15 protein-coding genes are annotated in these 19,995 nt (G+C 61.7%); 11 read left to right on the top strand and 4 right to left on the bottom strand.

Going from position 1 to position 19,995, the window contains the following annotated elements:
• The 3 genes from ACR0FC_RS08455 to ACR0FC_RS08445 form a co-directional block, all read right to left on the bottom strand.
• Positions 1 to 2,403: a GcvT family protein gene (locus ACR0FC_RS08455; RefSeq protein ID WP_170339832.1), complete on the bottom strand. Its 2,403-nt coding sequence runs from the start codon at positions 2,401 to 2,403 to the stop codon at positions 1 to 3.
• A 78-nt stretch (positions 2,404 to 2,481) separates the two neighbouring features.
• Entirely contained in the window at positions 2,482 to 3,111 is a 630-nt protein-coding gene (locus tag ACR0FC_RS08450; RefSeq protein ID WP_170339831.1) for a glutathione S-transferase family protein, read from the bottom strand.
• A 92-nt stretch (positions 3,112 to 3,203) separates the two neighbouring features.
• Positions 3,204 to 3,701: a class I SAM-dependent methyltransferase gene (locus ACR0FC_RS08445; protein WP_170339829.1), complete on the bottom strand. Its 498-nt coding sequence runs from the start codon at positions 3,699 to 3,701 to the stop codon at positions 3,204 to 3,206.
• Between the two features lie 230 nt (positions 3,702 to 3,931).
• Between ACR0FC_RS08445 and ACR0FC_RS08440 the strand changes: the two genes are divergently transcribed.
• The 5 genes from ACR0FC_RS08440 to ACR0FC_RS08420 are packed head-to-tail and all read left to right on the top strand — an operon-like array spanning position 3,932 to position 11,149.
• On the top strand, positions 3,932 to 5,704 hold the full coding sequence (locus tag ACR0FC_RS08440; protein WP_170339827.1) for an ABC transporter ATP-binding protein: 1,773 nt from the start codon (positions 3,932 to 3,934) through the stop codon (positions 5,702 to 5,704).
• Positions 5,697 to 7,610, top strand: a complete 1,914-nt coding sequence (locus tag ACR0FC_RS08435) for an ABC transporter substrate-binding protein (protein WP_170339825.1) — start codon at positions 5,697 to 5,699, stop codon at positions 7,608 to 7,610. Before ACR0FC_RS08440 ends, ACR0FC_RS08435 begins: the two co-directional genes overlap by 8 nt.
• Positions 7,611 to 7,623: 13 nt before the next feature.
• Positions 7,624 to 8,652: an ABC transporter permease gene (locus ACR0FC_RS08430; protein ID WP_093964561.1), complete on the top strand. Its 1,029-nt coding sequence runs from the start codon at positions 7,624 to 7,626 to the stop codon at positions 8,650 to 8,652.
• Positions 8,649 to 9,803: an ABC transporter permease gene (locus tag ACR0FC_RS08425; protein WP_170339824.1), complete on the top strand. Its 1,155-nt coding sequence runs from the start codon at positions 8,649 to 8,651 to the stop codon at positions 9,801 to 9,803. The genes ACR0FC_RS08430 and ACR0FC_RS08425 overlap by 4 nt, the downstream gene beginning before the upstream one ends.
• On the top strand, positions 9,800 to 11,149 hold the full coding sequence (locus ACR0FC_RS08420) for a CoA transferase (RefSeq protein WP_170339822.1): 1,350 nt from the start codon (positions 9,800 to 9,802) through the stop codon (positions 11,147 to 11,149). Before ACR0FC_RS08425 ends, ACR0FC_RS08420 begins: the two co-directional genes overlap by 4 nt.
• A gap of 84 nt (positions 11,150 to 11,233) precedes the next feature.
• On the opposite strand, the gene ACR0FC_RS08415 is transcribed toward ACR0FC_RS08420, so the two are convergent.
• A complete protein-coding gene (locus ACR0FC_RS08415) occupies positions 11,234 to 13,606 on the bottom strand; it encodes a mechanosensitive ion channel family protein (protein WP_170340528.1) in 2,373 nt (790 codons plus the stop codon).
• Positions 13,607 to 13,979: 373 nt separating this feature from the next.
• Here ACR0FC_RS08415 and ACR0FC_RS08410 point away from each other — a divergent pair, with 373 nt between their 5' ends.
• Genes ACR0FC_RS08410 through ACR0FC_RS08385 form a run of 6 tightly spaced genes read left to right on the top strand, consistent with a single transcriptional unit; the run spans position 13,980 to position 19,983 of the window.
• Entirely contained in the window at positions 13,980 to 15,194 is a 1,215-nt protein-coding gene (locus ACR0FC_RS08410) for a glycosyltransferase family protein (protein WP_170339821.1), read from the top strand.
• Complete coding sequence (locus ACR0FC_RS08405) at positions 15,191 to 16,438, top strand: glycosyltransferase family 4 protein (RefSeq protein ID WP_170339819.1); 1,248 nt, start codon at positions 15,191 to 15,193, stop codon at positions 16,436 to 16,438. Before ACR0FC_RS08410 ends, ACR0FC_RS08405 begins: the two co-directional genes overlap by 4 nt.
• Positions 16,438 to 17,514, top strand: a complete 1,077-nt coding sequence (locus tag ACR0FC_RS08400) for a glycosyltransferase family 4 protein (protein ID WP_170339817.1) — start codon at positions 16,438 to 16,440, stop codon at positions 17,512 to 17,514. Before ACR0FC_RS08405 ends, ACR0FC_RS08400 begins: the two co-directional genes overlap by 1 nt.
• Positions 17,511 to 18,095: a histidine phosphatase family protein gene (locus ACR0FC_RS08395; protein ID WP_170339815.1), complete on the top strand. Its 585-nt coding sequence runs from the start codon at positions 17,511 to 17,513 to the stop codon at positions 18,093 to 18,095. The genes ACR0FC_RS08400 and ACR0FC_RS08395 overlap by 4 nt, the downstream gene beginning before the upstream one ends.
• Positions 18,092 to 19,234 carry a glycosyltransferase family protein gene (locus tag ACR0FC_RS08390; RefSeq protein ID WP_170339813.1) on the top strand — a complete coding sequence of 381 codons (1,143 nt, stop codon included), beginning with the start codon at positions 18,092 to 18,094 and terminating at the stop codon, positions 19,232 to 19,234. The genes ACR0FC_RS08395 and ACR0FC_RS08390 overlap by 4 nt, the downstream gene beginning before the upstream one ends.
• Entirely contained in the window at positions 19,231 to 19,983 is a 753-nt protein-coding gene (locus tag ACR0FC_RS08385; protein WP_170339811.1) for a polysaccharide deacetylase family protein, read from the top strand. Before ACR0FC_RS08390 ends, ACR0FC_RS08385 begins: the two co-directional genes overlap by 4 nt.
• The last annotated feature ends 12 nt before the right edge of the window (positions 19,984 to 19,995 follow it).

Below are 19,995 nucleotides of genomic sequence, written 5' to 3'. Positions count from 1 at the left end.
TCAGCCCCGCATCGCCTTGCCCTCAGGGTCATAGGGCGACGGCGCGATCACCCGCGCGGGCCGCTCCACCCCAACCACGTGCACCGACAGTTCGGTGCCCGGCTGCGCCTTGTCGCGGTCCACCAGCGCCATGGCCAGCGACTTGCCGATGTAATGGCCATACCCGCCCGAGGTCACGAAACCCACGCGCTGGTCGCCCGCCCAGACCGGTTCGTACCCGCTGGAATCCGCATCCAGCGCGTCCACCTCGAGAGTCACCTGAACCTGTGCCGGGCCGTTGCCCTCACGCTCGGCCAGTGCCGCTTCCTTGCCGATGAAATCCTTGCTCCAGTCGATCCAGCGGTCCATGCCGGTCATGCCGGGGGTGTAGGCCTGGGTGAACTCGGCCGACCAGATGCCAAAGCTTTTTTCAAGCCGCGTGGACAGCATCGCGTTGAAGCCGCATTCGCGGATACCTTCGCTGGCCCCGGCCTCGAGCAGCGCGCGGCGCAGGGCGATGTGGTCGCCATAGCGACAGTTGATCTCATAACCTTTCTCGCCGGTGACCGACATGCGGGCCACGCGGGCGCGCACGAGGCCGATGTCATAGTCACCGCAACCCATGAATTTCAGGGTTGAAATGTCCTGCTCGGCCAGCTTCTCGACCACCGCCTGCGATTTCGGGCCGACCACGGCAAAGCCGCAGACCTCCTCGCCCAGGTCGCGTACGGTGACCCCGTCGATCCTGTGATCGTCGAACCAGCGCATGTGCCAGGCCCGCAGGTAATAGCTGCCCATGATCCACCAGGTGCCGTCTCCCCAGTTCAGAACCGTCAGGTCGCCCTTGAGCCGCCCGTTCTCGCCCAGCATCGGCGCCAGTTTCGCGCGGCCCGGTCCCGGCAATTTCGAGGCCATCACCTTGTTAAGCCAGATTTCCGCATTCGGCCCCGAAACTTCGAACCGCGAGAACCCGGTGATGTCCATCAGGCCCACGCCTTCGCGGATGGTGCGGCATTCCTCGGCCACCATGTCGAAGGCGTTCGAGCGTTTCAGGGTCGGCGTTTCCTCGAACCCCTTGGGCGCGAAATAGAGCGGTACCTCGAGATCCCAACTGACGCCCCATTTGCAACCCGCTTCGGTCATCGCGTCATGGGCCGGCGACATTTTCAACGGGCGTCCGGCGGGCAGTTGCTCGTTCGGATAGGTCATCACGAAGCGGCGGGAATAGAACTGGCCGGTGGTTTCGCGGATGTAGCGCTTGTTCCGGGCAAAGTCGCCATAGCGCGCCACGTCCATCGGCCAGGCGTCGGCCTCGGGCTCGCCATGGATCATCCATTCGGCCAGCGTCTTGCCAACGCCGCCGCCTTGCAGAAACCCGGCCATCACCGCGCAGGCGGTCCAATAGCCGAGCTTGCCCGGGACCGGACCGACCAGAGGGTTGCCGTCCGGCGAGAAGGTGAAGGCGCCGTTCACCCATGTCTTGATGCCCACGTTCTGGATCGCCGGATAGCGTTCGAACCCCAGCATCAGTTCGTTCTCGATGCGGTCCAGCTGTTCCTGAAACAGCTCCTCGCCATAGTTCCACGGCGCACCGTCCATGGCCCAGTGCTCGTGATCGACCTCGTAGATGCCGACCAGAACACCTTTCTGGTCCTGCCGCATATAGGTGAAGCCCTCGAGATCCACGGTCATCGGCATCTCGAAATCGGCCGCCGCGACCTCGGGCACCGTGTCGGTGATCAGGTAATGGTGCTTCAGCGGAGAGACCGGCAGTTCGACCCCTGCCATGCGCCCCACCTGCTTGGCCCACAGGCCGGCAGCGTTGACCACATGTTCGCAGGTGATCGTGCCCCGGTCGGTCAACACCTGCCAGCCATCGGCGGTCTGGATCAGTTCCTCAACCTTGGTTTCCTCGTAGTATTCCGCCCCGCGCTTTTTGGCTGCGGTGGCATAAGCCTGCACGGTGCCCGTGGTATCAATATAGCCTTCGCGGTCGGCCCACATCGCGCCCAGAATGCCGTCGGTGGACATGATCGGGCAACGTTTCTGCGCCTCTTCCGGGCTCAGCAATTCGCAATCGTCTATGCCGATGGACTGGAAGATGCGGTAATTCGCCTGCAACCACTCCCACCGTTCGGGGGTTCCGGCCAATGTCAGACCACCGGTCATGTGCAGGCCGATATTCTGACCCGATTCCTTCTCGATCTCGCTCAGAAGGTCGATCGTATAGGCCTGCAGCGCCGCCATGTTCGGATCGGCGTTCAGCGCGTGGATGCCCCCCGCCGCATGCCATGACGACCCCGACGCCAGACGCCGGCGTTCCAGCATGACCACATCCGACCAGCCGAACTTGGCCAGATGATACAGAACCGAGGCGCCGACGACGCCGCCCCCGATGACCACAACGCGATACTGCGACTTCATCCCGACCTCCCCTGGACGATTCCCAAAGGACGCTAGGGGCACTGTTCACTTCTGTCTAGACATTTCTGTACAGTGCTGTCAGGCGCTGGCGCTGGGCCGCGCCTGCACGCTGTCGAACCAGGCTCGGGTTGCCGTGTTGCCCTCGGGGATGCGCATCTTGATGACGCGGGCGAAATCCACGAACACGAAGGTCGAAATATCGGCCAGCGAGAACGCCTCGCCCGCGATGAAGGGGCTGTCTTGCAGGCGCTCTTCGAGCAGGTCGAAAAACGCTCCGACGCGCGCGATGCCACGTTCGGCCAGTTCCGGGATCTGCGCGTGGTTCTGCGGGCCTGGGATGGCGCGGTCCTTGAAGGCCGGATGCGTGTTGCGCAGCGCGTCGGCGATGGGCGCCCCGCCCTGCTGTTCGACGATCGCGTTCCACATCAGCACCAGCCCTTTCTCGTCCGGTGTCCGCCCCATCAACGGGGGCTCGGGGAAGCGCGCCTCGAGATAGGCGGCGATGCCGAGGTTCTCGGTCAGAACGGTCCCCTCGTCGGTGACCAGAACCGGGATGGTGGCGCGGGGGTTCACCTTGCGAAACGCCTCGCTCATTTGCTCGCCCTTGGCTATCGAGATGTCGCGGGTTTCGATCTGCAGCCCCTTTTCGGCGATAAACATGCGGGCGCGGCGCGGGTTCGGGGCGGTCGAGCAATCGTAAAACAGCATGGGCGGTCCTTTGCGTGAGCGTCACGCGAAGGTTAGACCGCCCGCCGTGCCGGGATCGAGTCCCCGCGCAAAGTGACCCTGCGGAACGCCGCTCAGCGCCGATAGATGAAGCAGCGACCCGGAACCGCGTCTTCGGGAAGGGGTTGTTCCGTCAGCATTTCGAAATACATCCGGTCGCTCGAGACCATCAGCCCGCCCTTGGCCAGCAGCGGTTCGATCAGGGGTGACACAAAGCGGGCGAAAGCGTCGTTCTTTTCGCGGTTGTGACCGCCCAGATCGGCATGAATCACGCTGGCAGTTGCGCCGAACCGATCAAGCGCGGCGGGCAGAGTCTCGCGCACGTCGCCCAGGATCAGGCGATCTTCGGGCGGAGTGGAATCGGGGTGCGAGGCCACAGCGCGCTCGAACACATAGACGGGTCGGTTCCGGACCCGGTTCATCATGTGATGATAGGTACGCCCGTTGCCCAGACCCAGTTCGAACACCGGACCGGCCAAGTCTGCCGTGTCGGCGATCGCGAAATCCAGACATGCCCGCTGCGAGACCATGCGATCAATGAACAGATCCAGTCGGCTTTGCGCGTCGGACATTGCGAAATATCTCCCTGATACCTTAACGACCACCAATCATGGTCAATCGCGGCTTTGATGACAAAAACTCAAGACTTTGTGTAGGCACAATGCACTGTTCGTCACGTTTCCGCGACATTTCAGCCCAAGAAGGTATTTGACTAGTCGCCCCCAAGCGCGCGAAACTGCGACAAAAAACCAGGGAGTTCAAAACCAATGTCACGCGGTGGCCACACGGGTGGAAAGCCCGAATGACGGCCTTGTTGTCTGTCCGAGATCTGACCATCGGTTTCGGCGCCGGGGAGCTCGTCGTCAGAGATGTGAATTTCGATGTCGAGGCCGGGCAAACGCTGGCATTGGTCGGGGAATCCGGGTCGGGCAAGACGATCTCTTGCCGGGCGGTGCTGCGCATTCTGCCCAGGACAGCCCAGATCCGCAGCGGCGTAATGCAGCTGAACACTTCCAAGGGCAGCGTCGCGCTGTCCGAAATTTCCGAACGTGAGATGCGTGGCATCCGCGGCAATCGAATTTCGATGATCTTTCAAGAGCCTATGCGGTCGCTTTCTCCGTTGCACAAGATCGGCAACCAAGTCAGCGAGGTTCTGTGGCTCCATCGGGGCGCCTCCGAGTCTGAGGCTCGCAAGGAAGTGCTGTCGCAGTTCGAACGCGTGGGCTTTCCCGATCCGGCTCGTGCCTATGACTCGTATCCCTTCGAACTTTCGGGTGGGATGCGTCAACGCGCGATGATCGCGATGGCGATGGTGTCCAAACCGGAACTGCTGATTGCCGACGAACCAACAACTGCACTGGATGTGACGACCCAGGCTCAGGTGCTGGGCCTTATCAAGGATCTACAGAAAGAAACTGGTATGGCGCTGGTTCTGGTGACGCATGACCTGGGCGTGGTCGCCAATATGGCCGAACAGGTCGTCGTCATGCACAAAGGCCGGGTGATGGAGGCGGGTTCGGCCGAGCTGATCCTGAATGCTCCGGCCCATCCCTATACCCGCCAGCTGTTTGATGCGGCACCCGAGATCCCGGACAAGGAAGCCGTGGGAATCCCGATGCCGAACGAGGATCTGATCCTCGACATGAAGGATGTGTGCAAGACCTACACGATGCGGTCGTCGCGCGGTTGGAAAGCGGACAAGCTGATTTATGCCTGCCGGGGCGTCGACCTGAAACTGGCCCGCGGCAAGACGCTGGCCGTAGTCGGTGAAAGCGGATCGGGCAAAACCACCGCGGCCCGGATTGCGCTGGGGGCCGAGCTGCCAGACCCGGGCGGCGAGGTGCTTTTTCGAGCCGCGCCGGGCGAAAACCCGATCCGCGTCCACCAGATGACCCGCGAGGAGCGCAAGGCGTTTCAGCGCAAGGCTCAGATGGTGTTTCAGGATCCCTACAGTTCTCTGAGCCCGCGCATGCGCATTCAGGATGCGATGACCGAACCGCTGGAGATCCACAATATCGGCACGACGGCCGAACGCCGCGACAAAGCCGCTGAGATGCTTGAACGTGTGGGACTGAACGCCGGGATGCTCAAACGCTACCCGCACGCTTTTTCCGGCGGTCAACGCCAACGCCTGTCAATCGCCCGTGCGATGATGCTGGATCCGTCCCTGATCGTCTGCGACGAGCCGACATCAGCTTTGGATGTTTCGGTCCAGGAACAGATCCTGACCCTTCTGGAGAGACTGCAGGACAGTCTGAACCTTTCCTATCTTTTCATTTCTCACGATCTGGCCGTGGTCGCCCGCATCGCGGACGAGGTCGCGGTCATGCGCCAAGGGCTGGTCGTCGAACAGGCTCCGCCCGAGACCTTGTTCTACAACCCGCGCCACCCCTACACCAAGGCCCTGATTGCCGCACAACCCGAACCCGATATCAATCGTCCCATCGATCTGAAACTGGTCGCCCTTGGCGCCGGCTCCCCGGACAGTTGGGATGACGCCTTTAGATTCTCTGACACCATGATACCTTCACTCGTGGAAATGGAGCCCGGCCATAAGGTACGTTGCCATGTTTAAGACCACTCGATTCAAGTTTCTGGCCGCCGCGCTGACGCTGGGCGCGGCCCTGCCCGCCTGGGCCGACACCCTTCCCGACCTGCAGGAAAGCACCTTCTGGAAAGCCGAGGTGGACATCGGAAACCTGCCCCCGGTGCAAGATCGCATCCCGCAGGAACCGCTGATCGTCGACCTGTCTTCGAAAGGGCGCGAATTCGGCAAACAGGGCGGAACCTTGCGCACGATGGTCACCCGGTCCAAGGATATCCGGCAGATGGTGGTCTATGGCTACGCCCGACTGGTGGGCTTCGATGCCCAGTACAACCTGGTCCCCGATCTGCTGGCGTCTTACGACAACGACGAAAACCGCAAGTACACACTGCACCTGCGCAAGGGGCACAAATGGTCGGACGGCACACCGTTCACCTCGGAAGACTTCCGATACTGGTGGGAAGACGTGGCCAACAACGAGCTTCTCAGCCCGTCCGGCCCCCCTGATTTCCTGCGGGTTGAGGGCAAGCTCCCCACGGTCACGTTCCCGGACGAAACGACGGTGATCTACGAATGGGACGACCCGAACCCAAACTTTCTGGCCTCACTGGCGCAGGCGCGACCGCCATTCATCTACCGCCCTGCTGCGTTCCTGAAGCGTTATCACGAGAAATATGCCGACAAGGAAAAACTGGACTTCGAGGTCAGTGACGCACGTGTCAAAAGCTGGGCTGCCCTGCACAACAAGTTGGACAACCTCTACAAGTACGACAATCACGAACTGCCCACTCTGCAGCCTTGGCTGAACGCCAGCTCGGGCAAGAAGATCCGGCACAATTTCGTCCGCAACCCATATTACCACCGCATCGACTCGAAGGGTTTGCAACTGCCATACATCGACGTAATCGAGATGGAGATCGTGGCTCCCGGCCTGGTGGCGGCCAAGGCCAATGCCGGTGAGACCGACCTGCAGGGTCGTGGGCTTGATTTTCGGGATGCGTCGATCCTGAAAAAGGGCGAAACCAACGGAAATTATAAGACGCTACTCTGGAAAACCGGTGTCGCGTCACAGATCGCGATCTACCCCAACCTGAATTTCGAAGACGAGGTCTGGCGCAATGTGCTGCGCGATGTCCGTGTCCGTCGCGCTCTTTCGCTGGCCATCGACCGGCAGACCATCAACCAGGCGCTGTACTTCAAACTGGCGCATCCGGCCGCCATGTCCGTTCTGCCTGCCTCGCCCTTCTACAGTGAAGAGAACGCGCAGGCCTGGGCGCAATACGACGTCGCACAGGCCAACGCCCTGCTGGACGAGGTCGGGCTGACGCAGCGCGACAAGAACGGCACACGCCTGTTGCCGGACGGCCGCCCCATGGAGCTGGTGATCGAGACGGCCGGGGAACGCCAAGAGGTCGAGAACGCGCTGCAGATCGTGACTGATACCTGGCGGGAAATCGGGGTGAAACTGGTCATGCGACCGCTTGACCGCGACATCCTGCGCAACCGCGTATTCGCCGGCAATACGATGGCTTCGGTCTGGTATGGCTGGGATGATGGCATCCCGCAACTGCATACGTCACCGGTTTACCTGGCCCCGACCGACCAGGTGTTTCTGGCCTGGCCAAAATGGGGGCAGCACTATCAAACCGGCGGCGAAGCCGGCGAGCCGCCCGACCTGCCCGAAGCCCAGCGCTTGCTGGAGTTGAACCACGTCTGGGAACTTGCAAAAACCGAGGATGAACGCCGGGCGGTCTGGGAGGAGATGTTGAAGATACACGCCGACCAGATCTATGGCATCGGAATTCTGAACGGGGCGCCCCAGCCGATCGTGGTTTCAAACCGTCTGCGCAATGTTCCCGAACAGGCCATGTGGGCGTGGGAACCCGGCGCGCATTTCGGAGTGCACCGCCCAGACGAATTCTTTCTCGCCGACTGACAGGAGCGGATAGATGATCATGCTCCGCTACGCGGTGTATCGCTTTTTCACGATGCTGCTGACCCTGTTGGTGGTATCGATGCTGATCTTCGTGATCATCAACCTGCCGCCGGGAGATTATCTCAGCAACCAGATTGCCGAACTGCAAGCTTCGGGGCAGTCGGCCGGTGTGGCCAAGGCGGAATTCCTGCGAAAGGAATACGCTCTGGACCGCCCGATGTGGGAACAATACCTGATCTGGGTCGGCTTCTTTCCCGGCCCTCATGGGTTTGAGGGGTTGCTGCAGGGCAACTACGGCTGGTCCTTTGAATTCGATCGTCCGGTGGCCGACATCGTCGGGGACACGCTGTGGCTGACCGTGGTCGTGAACCTTGCCGCGATCCTGTTCGTCTATGCCGTGGCCTTGCCTCTGGGCGTAATGGCGGCGGCCAAATCGCGGACCTGGGTGGACTATTCGACCGCCTTCGTGGGGTATCTGGGATTGGCGACGCCCAACTTTCTGCTGGCGCTCATCCTGTTCTACTACGGTCACCGTTACCTCGATTTGCCCATCGGCGGGTTGATGGACCCGGTGTACGAGGGGCAACCCATGAGCTGGGACAAGATGAAGTCCATCTTGGTTCATCTGATCGTGCCCACATTCGTGATCGGCACCTCGGGCGCCTCGGCCATGATGCAGCGCCTGCGCGCCAACATGCTGGACGAATTGGGCAAGCCTTATGTTGAAACCGCTATCGCCAAGGGTATGTCGCCGTCGCGGATGCTGACCAAGTACCCGTTGCGTGTGGCCTTCAACCCCTTTGTGGCCGATATTGGCAACCTGCTGCCCTCTATGGTGTCGGGATCGGTTCTGGTTTCGGTGGTGCTGGGTTTGCAGACCATCGGCCCCACGCTGCTGACGGCGCTCAAGACACAGGACCAGTTCCTGTCAGCCTTCATTCTGATGTTCGTGGCACTGCTGACGCTGATCGGCACCATGATCTCCGACATTCTGCTGGTCATGCTTGACCCGCGTATCCGGTACGAGGGGCGCGAAGCATGAGCAAACTTCCCGACGGTCGCTTTGTCGACGACGCTCCCTTCGATCCCGAAGCATCTTTGCAGCAATTGGAGCGCAGGGATCTGGACGCCCCGAATTGGGTTCTGGTCTGGCGCAAGTTCAAGACACACCGGCTGGGTCTGATATCGGGCATTTTCCTGCTGCTGTGCTACCTGATGCTCCCGTTTGCAGGGTTCATCGCGCCTTATGGCCCGAACGAACGAAATGGCGAACATCTCTACGCACCGCCCCAATCGGTGAACTGGTTCCACCAAGGCGAGTTCATCGGGCCGTACGTCTACCCGATCGTGGCCGAGGCCGACCTCGAGACGTTTCAATGGAAATTCGTCCCTGACACCGAGGATCCGCGACCCGTGCGGTTCTTCTGCGAGGCATCCGAGTACAAGCTGGCCGGGCTCATCCGGTCAAACACGCATCTGTTCTGCGCCCCGGAAGGCACGACTCTGTTCCTCTGGGGCTCGGACCGGCTGGGCCGCGATATCTTCAGCCGCATCCTATACGGCGCACAGCTTTCGTTGACCGTTGGCCTGATCGGCATTTCGGTCTCGTTCTTCCTTGGCATCCTCTTCGGGTCGCTGGCCGGCTATTTCGGCGGACGGATCGACTGGGTCATCAACCGCGTGATCGAAATCCTGCGGTCTTTGCCCGAACTCCCCCTGTGGCTGGCACTATCGGCCGCGGTTCCGTCGAACTGGTCGCCTGTTGCGGTGTTCTTCATCATCTCGATCATCCTCGGCATCCTCGACTGGCCCGGGCTGGCCCGATCCGTGCGCGCCAAATTCCTGTCGCTGCGCGAAGAAGAATATGTGCGCGCCGCCGAGATGATGGGTGCCAGTTCCGGCCGGGTAATCCGCAAGCATCTGCTGCCCAACTTCATGTCTCACCTGATTGCCTCGGCCACGCTGTCGATCCCAGCCATGATCCTAGGGGAAACGGCGCTCAGCTTCCTTGGCTTGGGCCTACGGGCACCGGCGGTCAGCTGGGGCGTGATGCTGAACGACGCGCAAAACCTCGCCTCGATCGAGATCTATCCGTGGACGGCCATCCCGATGCTACCGATCATCGTGGTGGTGCTGGCCTTCAATTTCCTGGGTGACGGGCTGCGCGACAGTCTGGACCCTTATCAGCAATGAGCCTGCTGGCTTCGCTTCCACCGTCCGAGGCCTATCAGGTCGCCGGCTCCGGTGCGCTTCCCAGCGCCTTTGCCGTGTCCGAGCTGGCAACAGCCAGCTTTGCAGCCGTGGGCCACGAGCTTGCACGGTTCATGCAGGCCACCAATCTTGTCTCGCTCCCACCAAAGTCATTGGTCGATCACCGCCTCGCGTCGCTGTGGTTCGGGTATTCGTTCAAGCCCGAAGGCTGGGATATGCAAAGCCTCTGGGATCCGATCGCGGGCGACTATCGGGGAGCCGATGGCTGGATCAGGTTGCACACCAACCTCCCCCACCATAGGGAAGCGGCCCTCAAGGTTTTGGCGACCGAGGGGGATCGTGCCGCGGTGACGCAGGCCATCAAGAGCTGGTCGGTCTCGAACCTTGAAACGGATATCGTGGCGCAGGGTGGTGTTGCCGCCGCCATGCGCAGCCGGGCCGAGTGGCTGGACCACCCGCAAGGCCGGGCCGTGACGCGGGATCCGTTGATCGGCTGGCACGGTCCACGCCGGATCACCCTACGCGACAGGCGACAGGCACGCGCGGATCGGCCTTTAGCCGGGCTTCGGGTTCTCGACATGACACGCGTGCTGGCCGGCCCGGTTTCCACCCGAACGCTGGCCGGGTTCGGAGCCGAAGTGCTGCGCATCGACCCACCAGGTTGGGATGAGCCGGGCGTGATCCCCGATATCTCGCTCGGCAAGCGCTGCGCGTATCTGGACCTCAAGACACCCGCCGGCCTGGAAAAGCTGCAAGAGCTGCTGGCGCAAGCGGATGTCTTTGTCCACGGCTACCGTCCCGGTGCGCTGGAGGCCCTGGGCCTGACCAAAGAGGTGCGCGATACGGTCGCTCCAAACCGGGTCGAAGTTACGCTGGATGCCTATGGTTGGCAGGGACCCTGGGCCACCCGTCGCGGATTTGACAGCCTCGTCCAGATGAGCGCAGGAATCGCTGACGCCGGCCGCGTTTGGGCCGGAGCGGACAAGCCCACACCGTTGCCTGTTCAGGCACTTGACCATGCCACCGGCTATTTGATGGCCGCCGCTGTCCTCTCGGCCCTGACAGAAGCGGCGTCGGGGCATTCGATCATGGATGGGCGCCTGTCGCTGGCGCGCACCGCCGAGTTGCTGGCCAGCCTCGCGAAATCCGAGACAGGCGACCCGATCACCGCTGCCGAACCAGGGGACTACGCATCCCGATCGGAAGAGTCCGGCTGGGGCCCCGGCAAACGGCTGAAACCCGCGCTGAGCGTCGGTAAGGCACGGATGCACTGGCCGATCCCGGCATCCCGGCTCGGCACGTCCGATCCAACGTGGCAAACCACCTGAACAAAGGCCCGACCGCCGCGCGGCCCTGCCCAACGCTTGGAACGGCGGCACACCTGCGCCGCAGGTCAAAGGGGCGGGAGCGCCCTAGCGGTCGTCTCCACCGGGGCCGATATCGTCCAGATAATCCTCGTCAATCGCGGCTTGCACCGCGCCGGTGACCGCCTCGCGTTGTTTCGGAGACAGGTCTTCGGGCTCCTTGCCATCGGCCAGTCGTACCGTGACTTCGCGGTGGGCAAACTTGATGCCTTCGCGCGCGAACAACTCGCGGATTTCTTGGTACACCTTTTTGCGCACCAGCCACTGGTCGCCCGGCTTGGTCATAAACTTCACCCGGATGATCATCGCGGAATCCTGCATCTCGATAACGCCCTGCGACTTGAGCGGCTGGATGAAGTTGTCCCCGATCACCGGGTCCTCCAGCAACTCCTGTCCCAGCTTCTTGATCAGTTTACGGACCTTCTCGACGTCCGTGTCATAGGTCACGCGCAGAGGCAGTTTCATGATCACCCAGTCGCGCGAGTAGTTGGTCAGAACCTTGATTTCACCAAACGGGATCGTGTTCAGTGCCCCCAAATGGTGGCGCAGCTGGAAAGACCGGACCGAGATTTTTTCGACAGTGCCTTTGACATCTCCGATGTCGATGTATTCCCCTTTGCGGAACGCGTCATCCATCAGGAAGAACGCGCCTGAGAAAATGTCCCGCACCAGTGTTTGCGAGCCAAAGCCCACGGCCAGACCGACAACGCCGGCGCCTGCAAACAGCGGGCTGACATTTATGCCCAGCTCCATCAGAACGATCAGCACGATGGTCACGACCACCACAGCCAGTATGGCGCCCCGAAACAGCGGCAGCAGCGTAGCAAGGCGGCTTTGACCGCCCTCTCCGCCCTCGTCACCCAACTCGGCTTCGGCGGCTCCATCATCGGTTTCTTCAGCGATCTTGGTGTCGATCCAGATCCGGAAGAAGTGGAACAGGATGTAGCCGATGAACAGGATCACCATCACATCCAAAGCCCGGCCAATGGGAAAATCCTCGCTCCAGCTGGCTTCGGGATTCCAGATGACGACCAGTGCATAGATGCCGACGACAAAGGCCAGGATACCCGCGACACGCCGCGCAAGATCTTCGTAGGTCACCAATGTGTGCTTGCGCTGCTCCGCCTCAGGCGTCTCCGAGGTGCGAACGGCGTCCTCATCGGAATCGAGTTCGGCATTCAGAGCCTCGATCTGCCGATTGCGATCGAAGTACCGCTCGAGCAGATAGTTCATGGCGCCATAGGCGATGACGACCGACATGAAGATCATGTAGCTGCTTGCGACGATCGGCAGCGAGTCCTCGGTCTCGAGCACCAGATCCACCGCCAGCTTGAACCAGCTGAAGACCAGATAGACGATCAGGGCCGGGGCCCAGCCAAATGACACGAACCGCAGCAGCCAGGACACCTGGTCCGGCTGACGGCCGCCTCGGATCGCGTTCGAAATGGCCCGGGCGTTGAACAGGATCATCAGGATGTTTCCGACCATCCCGATCAGGGTCAGCCCGCCATAAACCATCGCGTAGACGTTGTAGTTCAGCCCGAAATCCGCCACCCAGGTGGAAAACAGAACAGCGGTGATGTCATAGGTCGCCAGCGCCGATGCCCAGATGTACAGCCGCTTGGCGTCACGGTCCGAGAATGGCGGCAGCCTGTACTGGCTGAGATACGGCGACAGCACCATCCGCCACAGGTCGGAAACCGTACGTGACAGGAAAAACGCAGTGAAAATCGCCGTGACGGTGAACTGGATCGAGATATCTTCGGCCTCGCCGAAGAACAGATACCCGACGATCAGAGCCATCAGCATTGCGAACACCGTGGCTCCGATACCCATCAGGAACCGGAACACAAGGAACGGCATCTTTTCCCGATACCCCTGCGGGTTTTCCTTGATCCGGGCGACGACCCACCGTCGGGCAAAGCGCTTGCCGTACAGCTCGATCGACAGCCATCGACCAACCATCAGGAACAGGATGTTCCATCCCAGCACCTCGACATAGGTGAATATCCGGCCATCAGGACTGGTTTGCTCGAGGATGTAGCGCACCTCGAAGATCGAATAGGGCAACGCCTCAAGGCGGGATCGCACGGCTTCGCTGAACTTGGCAAAGCGCTCCTGCGCCTTCATCAACTGCGAACTTTCCGCCATCGGATCGTGGACGACGTCCTCGGGCTGGCCACCAGCCTGCCCAACCGAGGATACGACCTGCCCGGCGCTGTCGATGACGATCACGCTGGCGCCCGCCTCGGTCGCGGCGCGGATCGCGGCTGCAACATCGTTGTCCTGCGGGGCCTCTGTTTCACTGGACGCCCCGGGATACCCCGGGATCAGCGAGGTCTGCGCCGCCGCACCGGTCGCGCAGGCCAGAGCGATTGTCCACGTCAAGAACAGCACACGGACAAGAAAGTTCGGTTTCATAAGGTCTTGCATCCTGATCTCTTGCTGCACGACAGCCTATAGAAGGCACCGGCCTTGATCAAACGATCCACTCGTCGCTTCCCGACATCGTGTAGGACCGTGTTTTTGGCGCAAGCCCAAAGGCAGGATGTTTCCAACCCTCTGGAATTCCTATAAGAGCAGGCAGCATCCGGCAAATCCGGGCTTTGCCAACTTCGGGGAATGTTGCAGGCTTCGCATTGTTGGTGACTTGCGCAATGGCTGTTGCCAAATCGCAATGATTGACGCATTTGCGGCTTTGACACAGACCCTTTGGCAGGCGGCGTCAAAAAATATAAGATAACTGGTGCGAAACGCGCGGAAACTGCACCGTAACAAAGATACGAGCGAGGGCATGAGCCTAGGCATCGACGACAAACAGACCGGTCGCGCTCCGCGCATAATGTTCTACAGTCACGATACGTTCGGACTGGGTCATCTCAGACGCTCCCGAGCGCTGGCTGCGGCAATGACGCGGGCGAACCCGCGGGCCTCGGCCCTGATCCTGACGGGCTCGCCCGTTGCCGGGCGCTTCACTTTTCCGCGGCGCGTGGACCATGTACGCCTGCCGGGTGTGACCAAGCGGGCTGACGGCTCGTATGCCGCGCGCACGATCGGAATGGGGATTGACGAGGTCACCGAACTGCGTTCGGGACTGATCCAGACCACCATGCGCCAATTCGACCCGGACGTCGTCGTCGTCGACAAGGAGCCAACCGGGTTCCGGGGCGAACTGCTGCCTACCTTGGAACAGCTGCATCAATCCGGGCGCGCCAAACTGGTGCTGGGCCTTCGCGACGTTCTGGACGAACCCGAGGTTCTGGCGGCGGAATGGGCCCGAAAGGATGCCGCCGCCGCGACCGAGAAATACTATCACGAAATCTGGGTCTACGGCCTGCGGTCTGTTTATGACCCGACAGAAGGATTGCCGCTCAGCCCGTCGGCGCAGGCCCGCATTCACTGGACCGGTTATCTGCGCCGCGATCTCGGCCCTGTCGGCGAACCTCCCGAGCAGCCTTATATCCTTATCACGCCCGGAGGCGGTGGTGACGGGAAGGCGATGGTCAACCTTGTCCTGTCTGCATATGAAAAAGACCCTGACCTGTCCCCCCGAGCTGTGCTTGTCTATGGCCCTTTCCTGTCCGGTGAGTTGCGCGAAGAGTTCGAGACCCGCGTGGCGGCCCTGAACGGTCGTGTGACGGCGGTCGGGTTCGAATCCCAGATCGAAACCCTGTTCGCCGGCGCGGCGGGTGTGGTCTGCATGGGCGGATACAACACGTTCTGCGAGGTGCTGTCCTTTGACAAACGCGCGGTGATCGTCCCGCGAACGACCCCGCGGCTGGAACAGTGGATCCGCGCCTCGCGCGCCGAGGAACTGGGCCTTGTGCGGATGCTGGACGAAACCCGTGATGGGTTGACGGCCGATGCGATGATCACCGCCATTCGCAACCTGCCGCAGCAGCCCCTTCCCTCGCAGGCGATCCGGGCCGGTTTGCTGGATGGCTTGGACTATGTGTCTGATCGGGTCGAGGCCCTGCTGAGCGTGGAACAGGAACGAGCGACCGGATGACCAAAGCAGAGCCGCGACTGGCGGTGATGGTCAAAGGTTGGCCGCGCCTGTCCGAGACGTTCATCGCTCAGGAACTGGTTGCTTTGCAGGATGCCGGCCACGACTTCGACATCTGGTCATTGCGCCACCCAACCGACACCAAACGCCACCCGCTGCACGACCGGTTTCAGGGGCGGGTGCATTATCTTCCCGAATACCTGTACCAGGAACCCCAACGCGTATGGGCGGCGAGACGAACCGCACAGGCGCTTCCGGGTTACGCACAGGCCTACCGGGTGTGGCGACAGGATCTGCGTCGTGATCCCACGCACAACCGGATCCGCCGCTTTGGACAGGCTTGCGTTCTGGCCGCGGAATTGCCCGGCGACACGCGCGCGCTGTATGCCCACTTCCTGCATACCCCGTCCTCGGTTGCCCGCTATGCTGCAATCATGCGCGGCCTGCCGTGGAGCTTTTCGGCTCACGCCAAGGATATCTGGACGTCGCCCGAGTGGGAAAAGCGTGAAAAACTTCATGCCGACACCTTCGGAGCGGCGTTCGGCGCAACCTGCACCGAGATCGGCGCGCGGCACTTGCGCGATCTGGCCGATGACCCCGCCCGTGTCGATCTGATCTATCACGGGCTGGACCTGACGCGATTTCCTGAGCCGCCCGCACGAAAGCTGCGATCCTTCGATGACCGGTTCCATATGGTGTCCGTCGGACGACTGGTGGAAAAGAAAGGCTTTGATCGCTTGATCCACGCCTTGGCCATGCTCCCCCCAAAGATCGACTGGCACTGGACCCACATTGGCGGCGGCACCTTGTCGGACAACCTGCGCGGCCTGGCGGAAAACCTGCGCCTGCAGGATCGCATCACCTGGAAAGGCGCCTGCGATCAACCCGAGGTCATTGCGGCCATGCGCGAGGCGGATCTGTTCGTGCTGCCCAGCCGCATCGCCGCGAACGGGGACCGGGACGGCCTGCCCAATGTCTTGATGGAAGCCGCGTCGCAAAAACTGCCGATCCTGTCCACTCCGGTCTCGGCCATTCCCGAATTCATCCGCAACAACGTGCACGGCATCTTGTCCGATGACGAACCCAAGGCGCTTGCAGACGCTATTTCCACCTTGGCCGCCGACCCGCAGAAAGCGGCAATCATGGCCGATGCGGCTTATGACCGCTTGCTTGCCAATTTTCGCATGGACCCCGGCATTGCACGCCTGTCCCGCCGCCTGAAAGCCTTGTGCGCGGAGGGTGCCTGATGGTTCGGGTCGCCTTCTATGCGCCGATGAAAGCCCCAGACAGCCTGGTTCCGTCCGGCGACCGCGAAATGGCTCGTAACCTGATGGCTGCAATCGGGGCCGATGGGCATCGCGTTGATCTGGTCTCGCGGCTGCGCATCTATGACAAGACCGGAGACTTGGACCTCCAGAACCGTCTCTACCGCGAAGCCGCGACCGAGGCCACCCGACTGAGCGAAGAACTACCTGCGGATACAGGCCTCTGGGTGACCTATCACAACTACTACAAAGCTCCGGACCTTTTGGGGACGGCAGTCTGCCGGGCGCGCGGAATTCCCTATGTTCAGCTAGAGAGCACCCGCGCCATGTCGCGCCTTTCCGGGCCCTGGGCCGGCTTTGCCCAAGCTGCGCACGATGCCTGCGACGCCGCACAGGTGATCTTCTACCACACAGCAAATGACTTGATCACACTGGAACGCGAGCGGTTCGGTGATCAGTCATTGATTGAACTCCCACCCTTCCTGCCCCGATCGGACCTGCCTCGGTCCTCTCGATGCGCCGGGCCGATGCTGACAGTGGGAATGATGCGTTACGGGGACAAGCTGGAGTCCTTCCGCATTCTGGCCGATACACTGGCTTTGCTGAAGGGGGATTGGACGCTGAACATCGCCGGCGACGGGCCAGCCCGCCCGGAAGTCGAGGCTCTGATGTCCTCCTTCGGCACACGTGTCCGTTTTCTGGGCCTGCTGAGCCGCGATGACCTTGAAACGATCTACTCCGATGCTGCTCTGTTGGTTTGGCCGGGCGTCAACGAAGCCTACGGGATGACCTATCTCGAGGCGCAGTCCGCGGGCGTCCCTGTTGTCGCCCAGGATCGCCCCGGTGTGCGCGACGTACTGGCGCCTGCCGATCATCCTGCCCCTGAATACGGCGCCGCCGCGCTGGCCGAGCGAGTTGACCGGCTGTTGTCCGATCCCGAACTGCGTCGGAGCGAAGGTCAAAAAGCGCGCGACTACGTGGCCGGCCGTCATTTGATGCCAAACGCAACACGGACGTTCTGGTCGGGTGTTTCTTCGCTGGTAGGGGAAATGTCATGACACGTCTGGCCCTTCTGCGCCACGGTCATACCGCCTGGAACCGCGCAGGGCGCATTCAGGGGCGCAGCGACATCAGCCTCGATGATCAGGCCAAGGCCGAACTGGCCCGATATCGCTTGCCAACTCCTTGGGACCGGGCCGAACTATGGTCTAGCCCCCTGACCCGCGCCAGCGAAACTGCGCGGCTGGTCACCGGGCGCGAACCCGCAACCTCGGCCGCTTTGGTCGAGATGAATTGGGGCGACTGGGAAGGCCGACGCGGGGAAGACCTGATTGCAGATGCCAACACTGGATACCAGCATATCGAGGATTGGAGCTGGGAATTTCGTCCCCCCAACGGCGAAAGCCCGGCCGACATTCGCCGCCGCCTTGTGCCATGGCTGTGCAGCCTGACCGGTGACAACGTAGCCGTCTGCCATATCGGAATCATGCGGGTCATCCTGGCGCTTGCCTGGGGGTGGGAGTTCACAGGCCCCGCGCCGTTCCGCATCAAACGCAATCGTCTCTACGTGGTCGATTTGGAGCAAATGCGACCGGAGGCTGAGCCCGTCCGGCTTATCCCGCGCGAGGCCGGGTCATGAGGACCATGATCGTCGTCACCCATCTGCTGGGGACCGGACATCTCAGCCGCGCCCTGACCTTGGGTCGGGCTTTTGCGGATGCCGGACACGACGTGACCGTCGCATCCGGCGGGATGCCTGCACCTCAACTGAACACGGATGGAGTTTCCCTGCTGGCGCTGCCACCGCTGCGTTCGGATGGTACCGATTTCACGCGATTGCTGACGGCCGACGGAAATATTGCAGACGCGACCTATCTGAACTCCCGCGCTATTGCCCTGACCGAGGCTGTTCGACGGGTAAACCCTGATGTCCTGATAACGGAACTCTTTCCCTTCGGGCGCCGAAGCCTGGCCGACGAATTTCTGGCCCTGCTGTCCACTGCGCGGTCATTGCCGTCAAGTCCGGTTGTTCTGAGTTCGATCCGGGACATCCTCGCGCCACCGTCGAAACCCGCCAAGGCTGTGCGGACCGAAGAAATCATTACGCGTTTCTATGACGGCGTACTGGTCCATTCCGACCCCGAAATCACGCCGCTGCATTCCAGCTGGCCGGTTACAGACAATTTGGCCGGACGCCTGTTCTATACCGGCTTTGTTGCCCCGCCTGCGACGGGCCCTCATGAACAAGGGGAAGGAGCGAATGAAATCTTGGTTAGCGCTGGCGGCGGATCGGTCGGGCAACCGATCTTTCGCGCGGCCATCGAGGCCGCCCAAAAGATGCCCAACAGGCGCTGGCGCCTGCTGGTCGGCGGTCGGGATTCCGAAGACCGGATTGCCGAACTGAGGCACATGACACATGGCGAAAAAGTCATTCTGGAGCCCGTACGTCCGGATTTCAGACAAATGCTACCGCTGGCCGCGGCCTCGGTCAGCATGTGCGGGTACAACACCGCCATGGACTTGCTGCAATGCGCGACCCCGGCCGTTCTGATCCCATTTGACGATGGCAAGGAAGTGGAACAGACCCTGAGGGCAAACAGCCTGGCGCGCCTGCCTGCCGTCGACGTGCTGCCCAGCGCGAAGCTGACCGGAGAGACATTGGCCCAAGCAGTCGACCGCGTCCTACATCAAGGCCCGCGCAAACCATTGGATGGCGGGTTTGACGGAGCCCGCAAGTCGGTAGAGATTGCCACTTCGCTTTGGGAGGCTCGGCAATGACAACCGATTGGACACCGCTGCGGTCCGAATTGCAGGTGTGGCGAGAGGCTGGGCTTACGCTTCCACTGTGGTGGCGGGACGATGACGCGATCGCGCCCAGCCGGCAATTGGACCGTTTGGTGGACCTGTCATCCCGAACCGGGCTGCCGGTTCATCTGGCCGTCATTCCACGCGATGCCAGTCAGGGTCTGGTCAACCAGGTCGCCGAACAGCCCAGCTTGGTTCCGGTGGTTCACGGCTGGGCGCACCAGAACCACGCACCAAAGGGCGAAAAGAAATCCGAGTTCCGCCTGCATCGTCCGCTCGCCTCAATTGTGTCTGATGCACGCCTTGGCTTCATGCGTCTGCAGGAGTCCTTCGGTGATCGTCTGTGCCCGATGTTCGTCCCCCCTTGGAACCGCATCGCGCCCGAGGTGACGGCAGAGCTTGCGGAAATCGGCTATCAGTTCCTGTCCACGGCCACGCCCAGAACGCGCAGAGACGCCGCACCGGGCCTGACTCAGGTCAATACCCATCTGGATCCGATCGACTGGCGCGGTACGCGTGGGTTGGCCGATCCGAATGCGTTGATCGCCAAAACCGTTTCGATGCTGCAGGGCCGTCGCGAGGGACGTGCCGACCCAACCGAACCTTTTGGCGTGTTGACCCATCATCTTGTCCATGATCAACAGATCTGGGACTTTACCGAGGCGCTGTTGGATTGCCTCATGGCTGGCCCCACACGCGTCTGGTCCGCAGGACCACACTGATTACCCGAGGAG

The sequence above is a fragment of the Ruegeria sp. BB9 genome, assembly GCF_056539345.1.
This window is presented reverse-complemented; position numbering and strand designations above follow the sequence as displayed.

Excerpts from the sequence above, each read along its gene's own strand:
- ACR0FC_RS08410 (WP_170339821.1), top strand. The coding sequence starts at position 13,980 with ATGAGCCTAGGCATCGACGACAAACAGACCGGTCGCGCTCCGCGCATA.
- ACR0FC_RS08405 (WP_170339819.1), top strand. The coding sequence starts at position 15,191 with ATGACCAAAGCAGAGCCGCGACTGGCGGTGATGGTCAAAGGTTGGCCG.
- ACR0FC_RS08450 (WP_170339831.1), bottom strand. The coding sequence starts at position 3,111 with ATGCTGTTTTACGATTGCTCGACCGCCCCGAACCCGCGCCGCGCCCGC.
- ACR0FC_RS08415 (WP_170340528.1), bottom strand. The coding sequence starts at position 13,606 with ATGAAACCGAACTTTCTTGTCCGTGTGCTGTTCTTGACGTGGACAATC.
- ACR0FC_RS08455 (WP_170339832.1), bottom strand. The coding sequence starts at position 2,403 with ATGAAGTCGCAGTATCGCGTTGTGGTCATCGGGGGCGGCGTCGTCGGC.
- ACR0FC_RS08400 (WP_170339817.1), top strand. The coding sequence starts at position 16,438 with ATGGTTCGGGTCGCCTTCTATGCGCCGATGAAAGCCCCAGACAGCCTG.
- ACR0FC_RS08420 (WP_170339822.1), top strand. The coding sequence starts at position 9,800 with ATGAGCCTGCTGGCTTCGCTTCCACCGTCCGAGGCCTATCAGGTCGCC.
- ACR0FC_RS08430 (WP_093964561.1), top strand. The coding sequence starts at position 7,624 with ATGATCATGCTCCGCTACGCGGTGTATCGCTTTTTCACGATGCTGCTG.
- ACR0FC_RS08395 (WP_170339815.1), top strand. The coding sequence starts at position 17,511 with ATGACACGTCTGGCCCTTCTGCGCCACGGTCATACCGCCTGGAACCGC.
- ACR0FC_RS08440 (WP_170339827.1), top strand. The coding sequence starts at position 3,932 with ATGACGGCCTTGTTGTCTGTCCGAGATCTGACCATCGGTTTCGGCGCC.
- ACR0FC_RS08385 (WP_170339811.1), top strand. The coding sequence starts at position 19,231 with ATGACAACCGATTGGACACCGCTGCGGTCCGAATTGCAGGTGTGGCGA.
- ACR0FC_RS08425 (WP_170339824.1), top strand. The coding sequence starts at position 8,649 with ATGAGCAAACTTCCCGACGGTCGCTTTGTCGACGACGCTCCCTTCGAT.
- ACR0FC_RS08435 (WP_170339825.1), top strand. The coding sequence starts at position 5,697 with ATGTTTAAGACCACTCGATTCAAGTTTCTGGCCGCCGCGCTGACGCTG.
- ACR0FC_RS08390 (WP_170339813.1), top strand. The coding sequence starts at position 18,092 with ATGAGGACCATGATCGTCGTCACCCATCTGCTGGGGACCGGACATCTC.
- ACR0FC_RS08445 (WP_170339829.1), bottom strand. The coding sequence starts at position 3,701 with ATGTCCGACGCGCAAAGCCGACTGGATCTGTTCATTGATCGCATGGTC.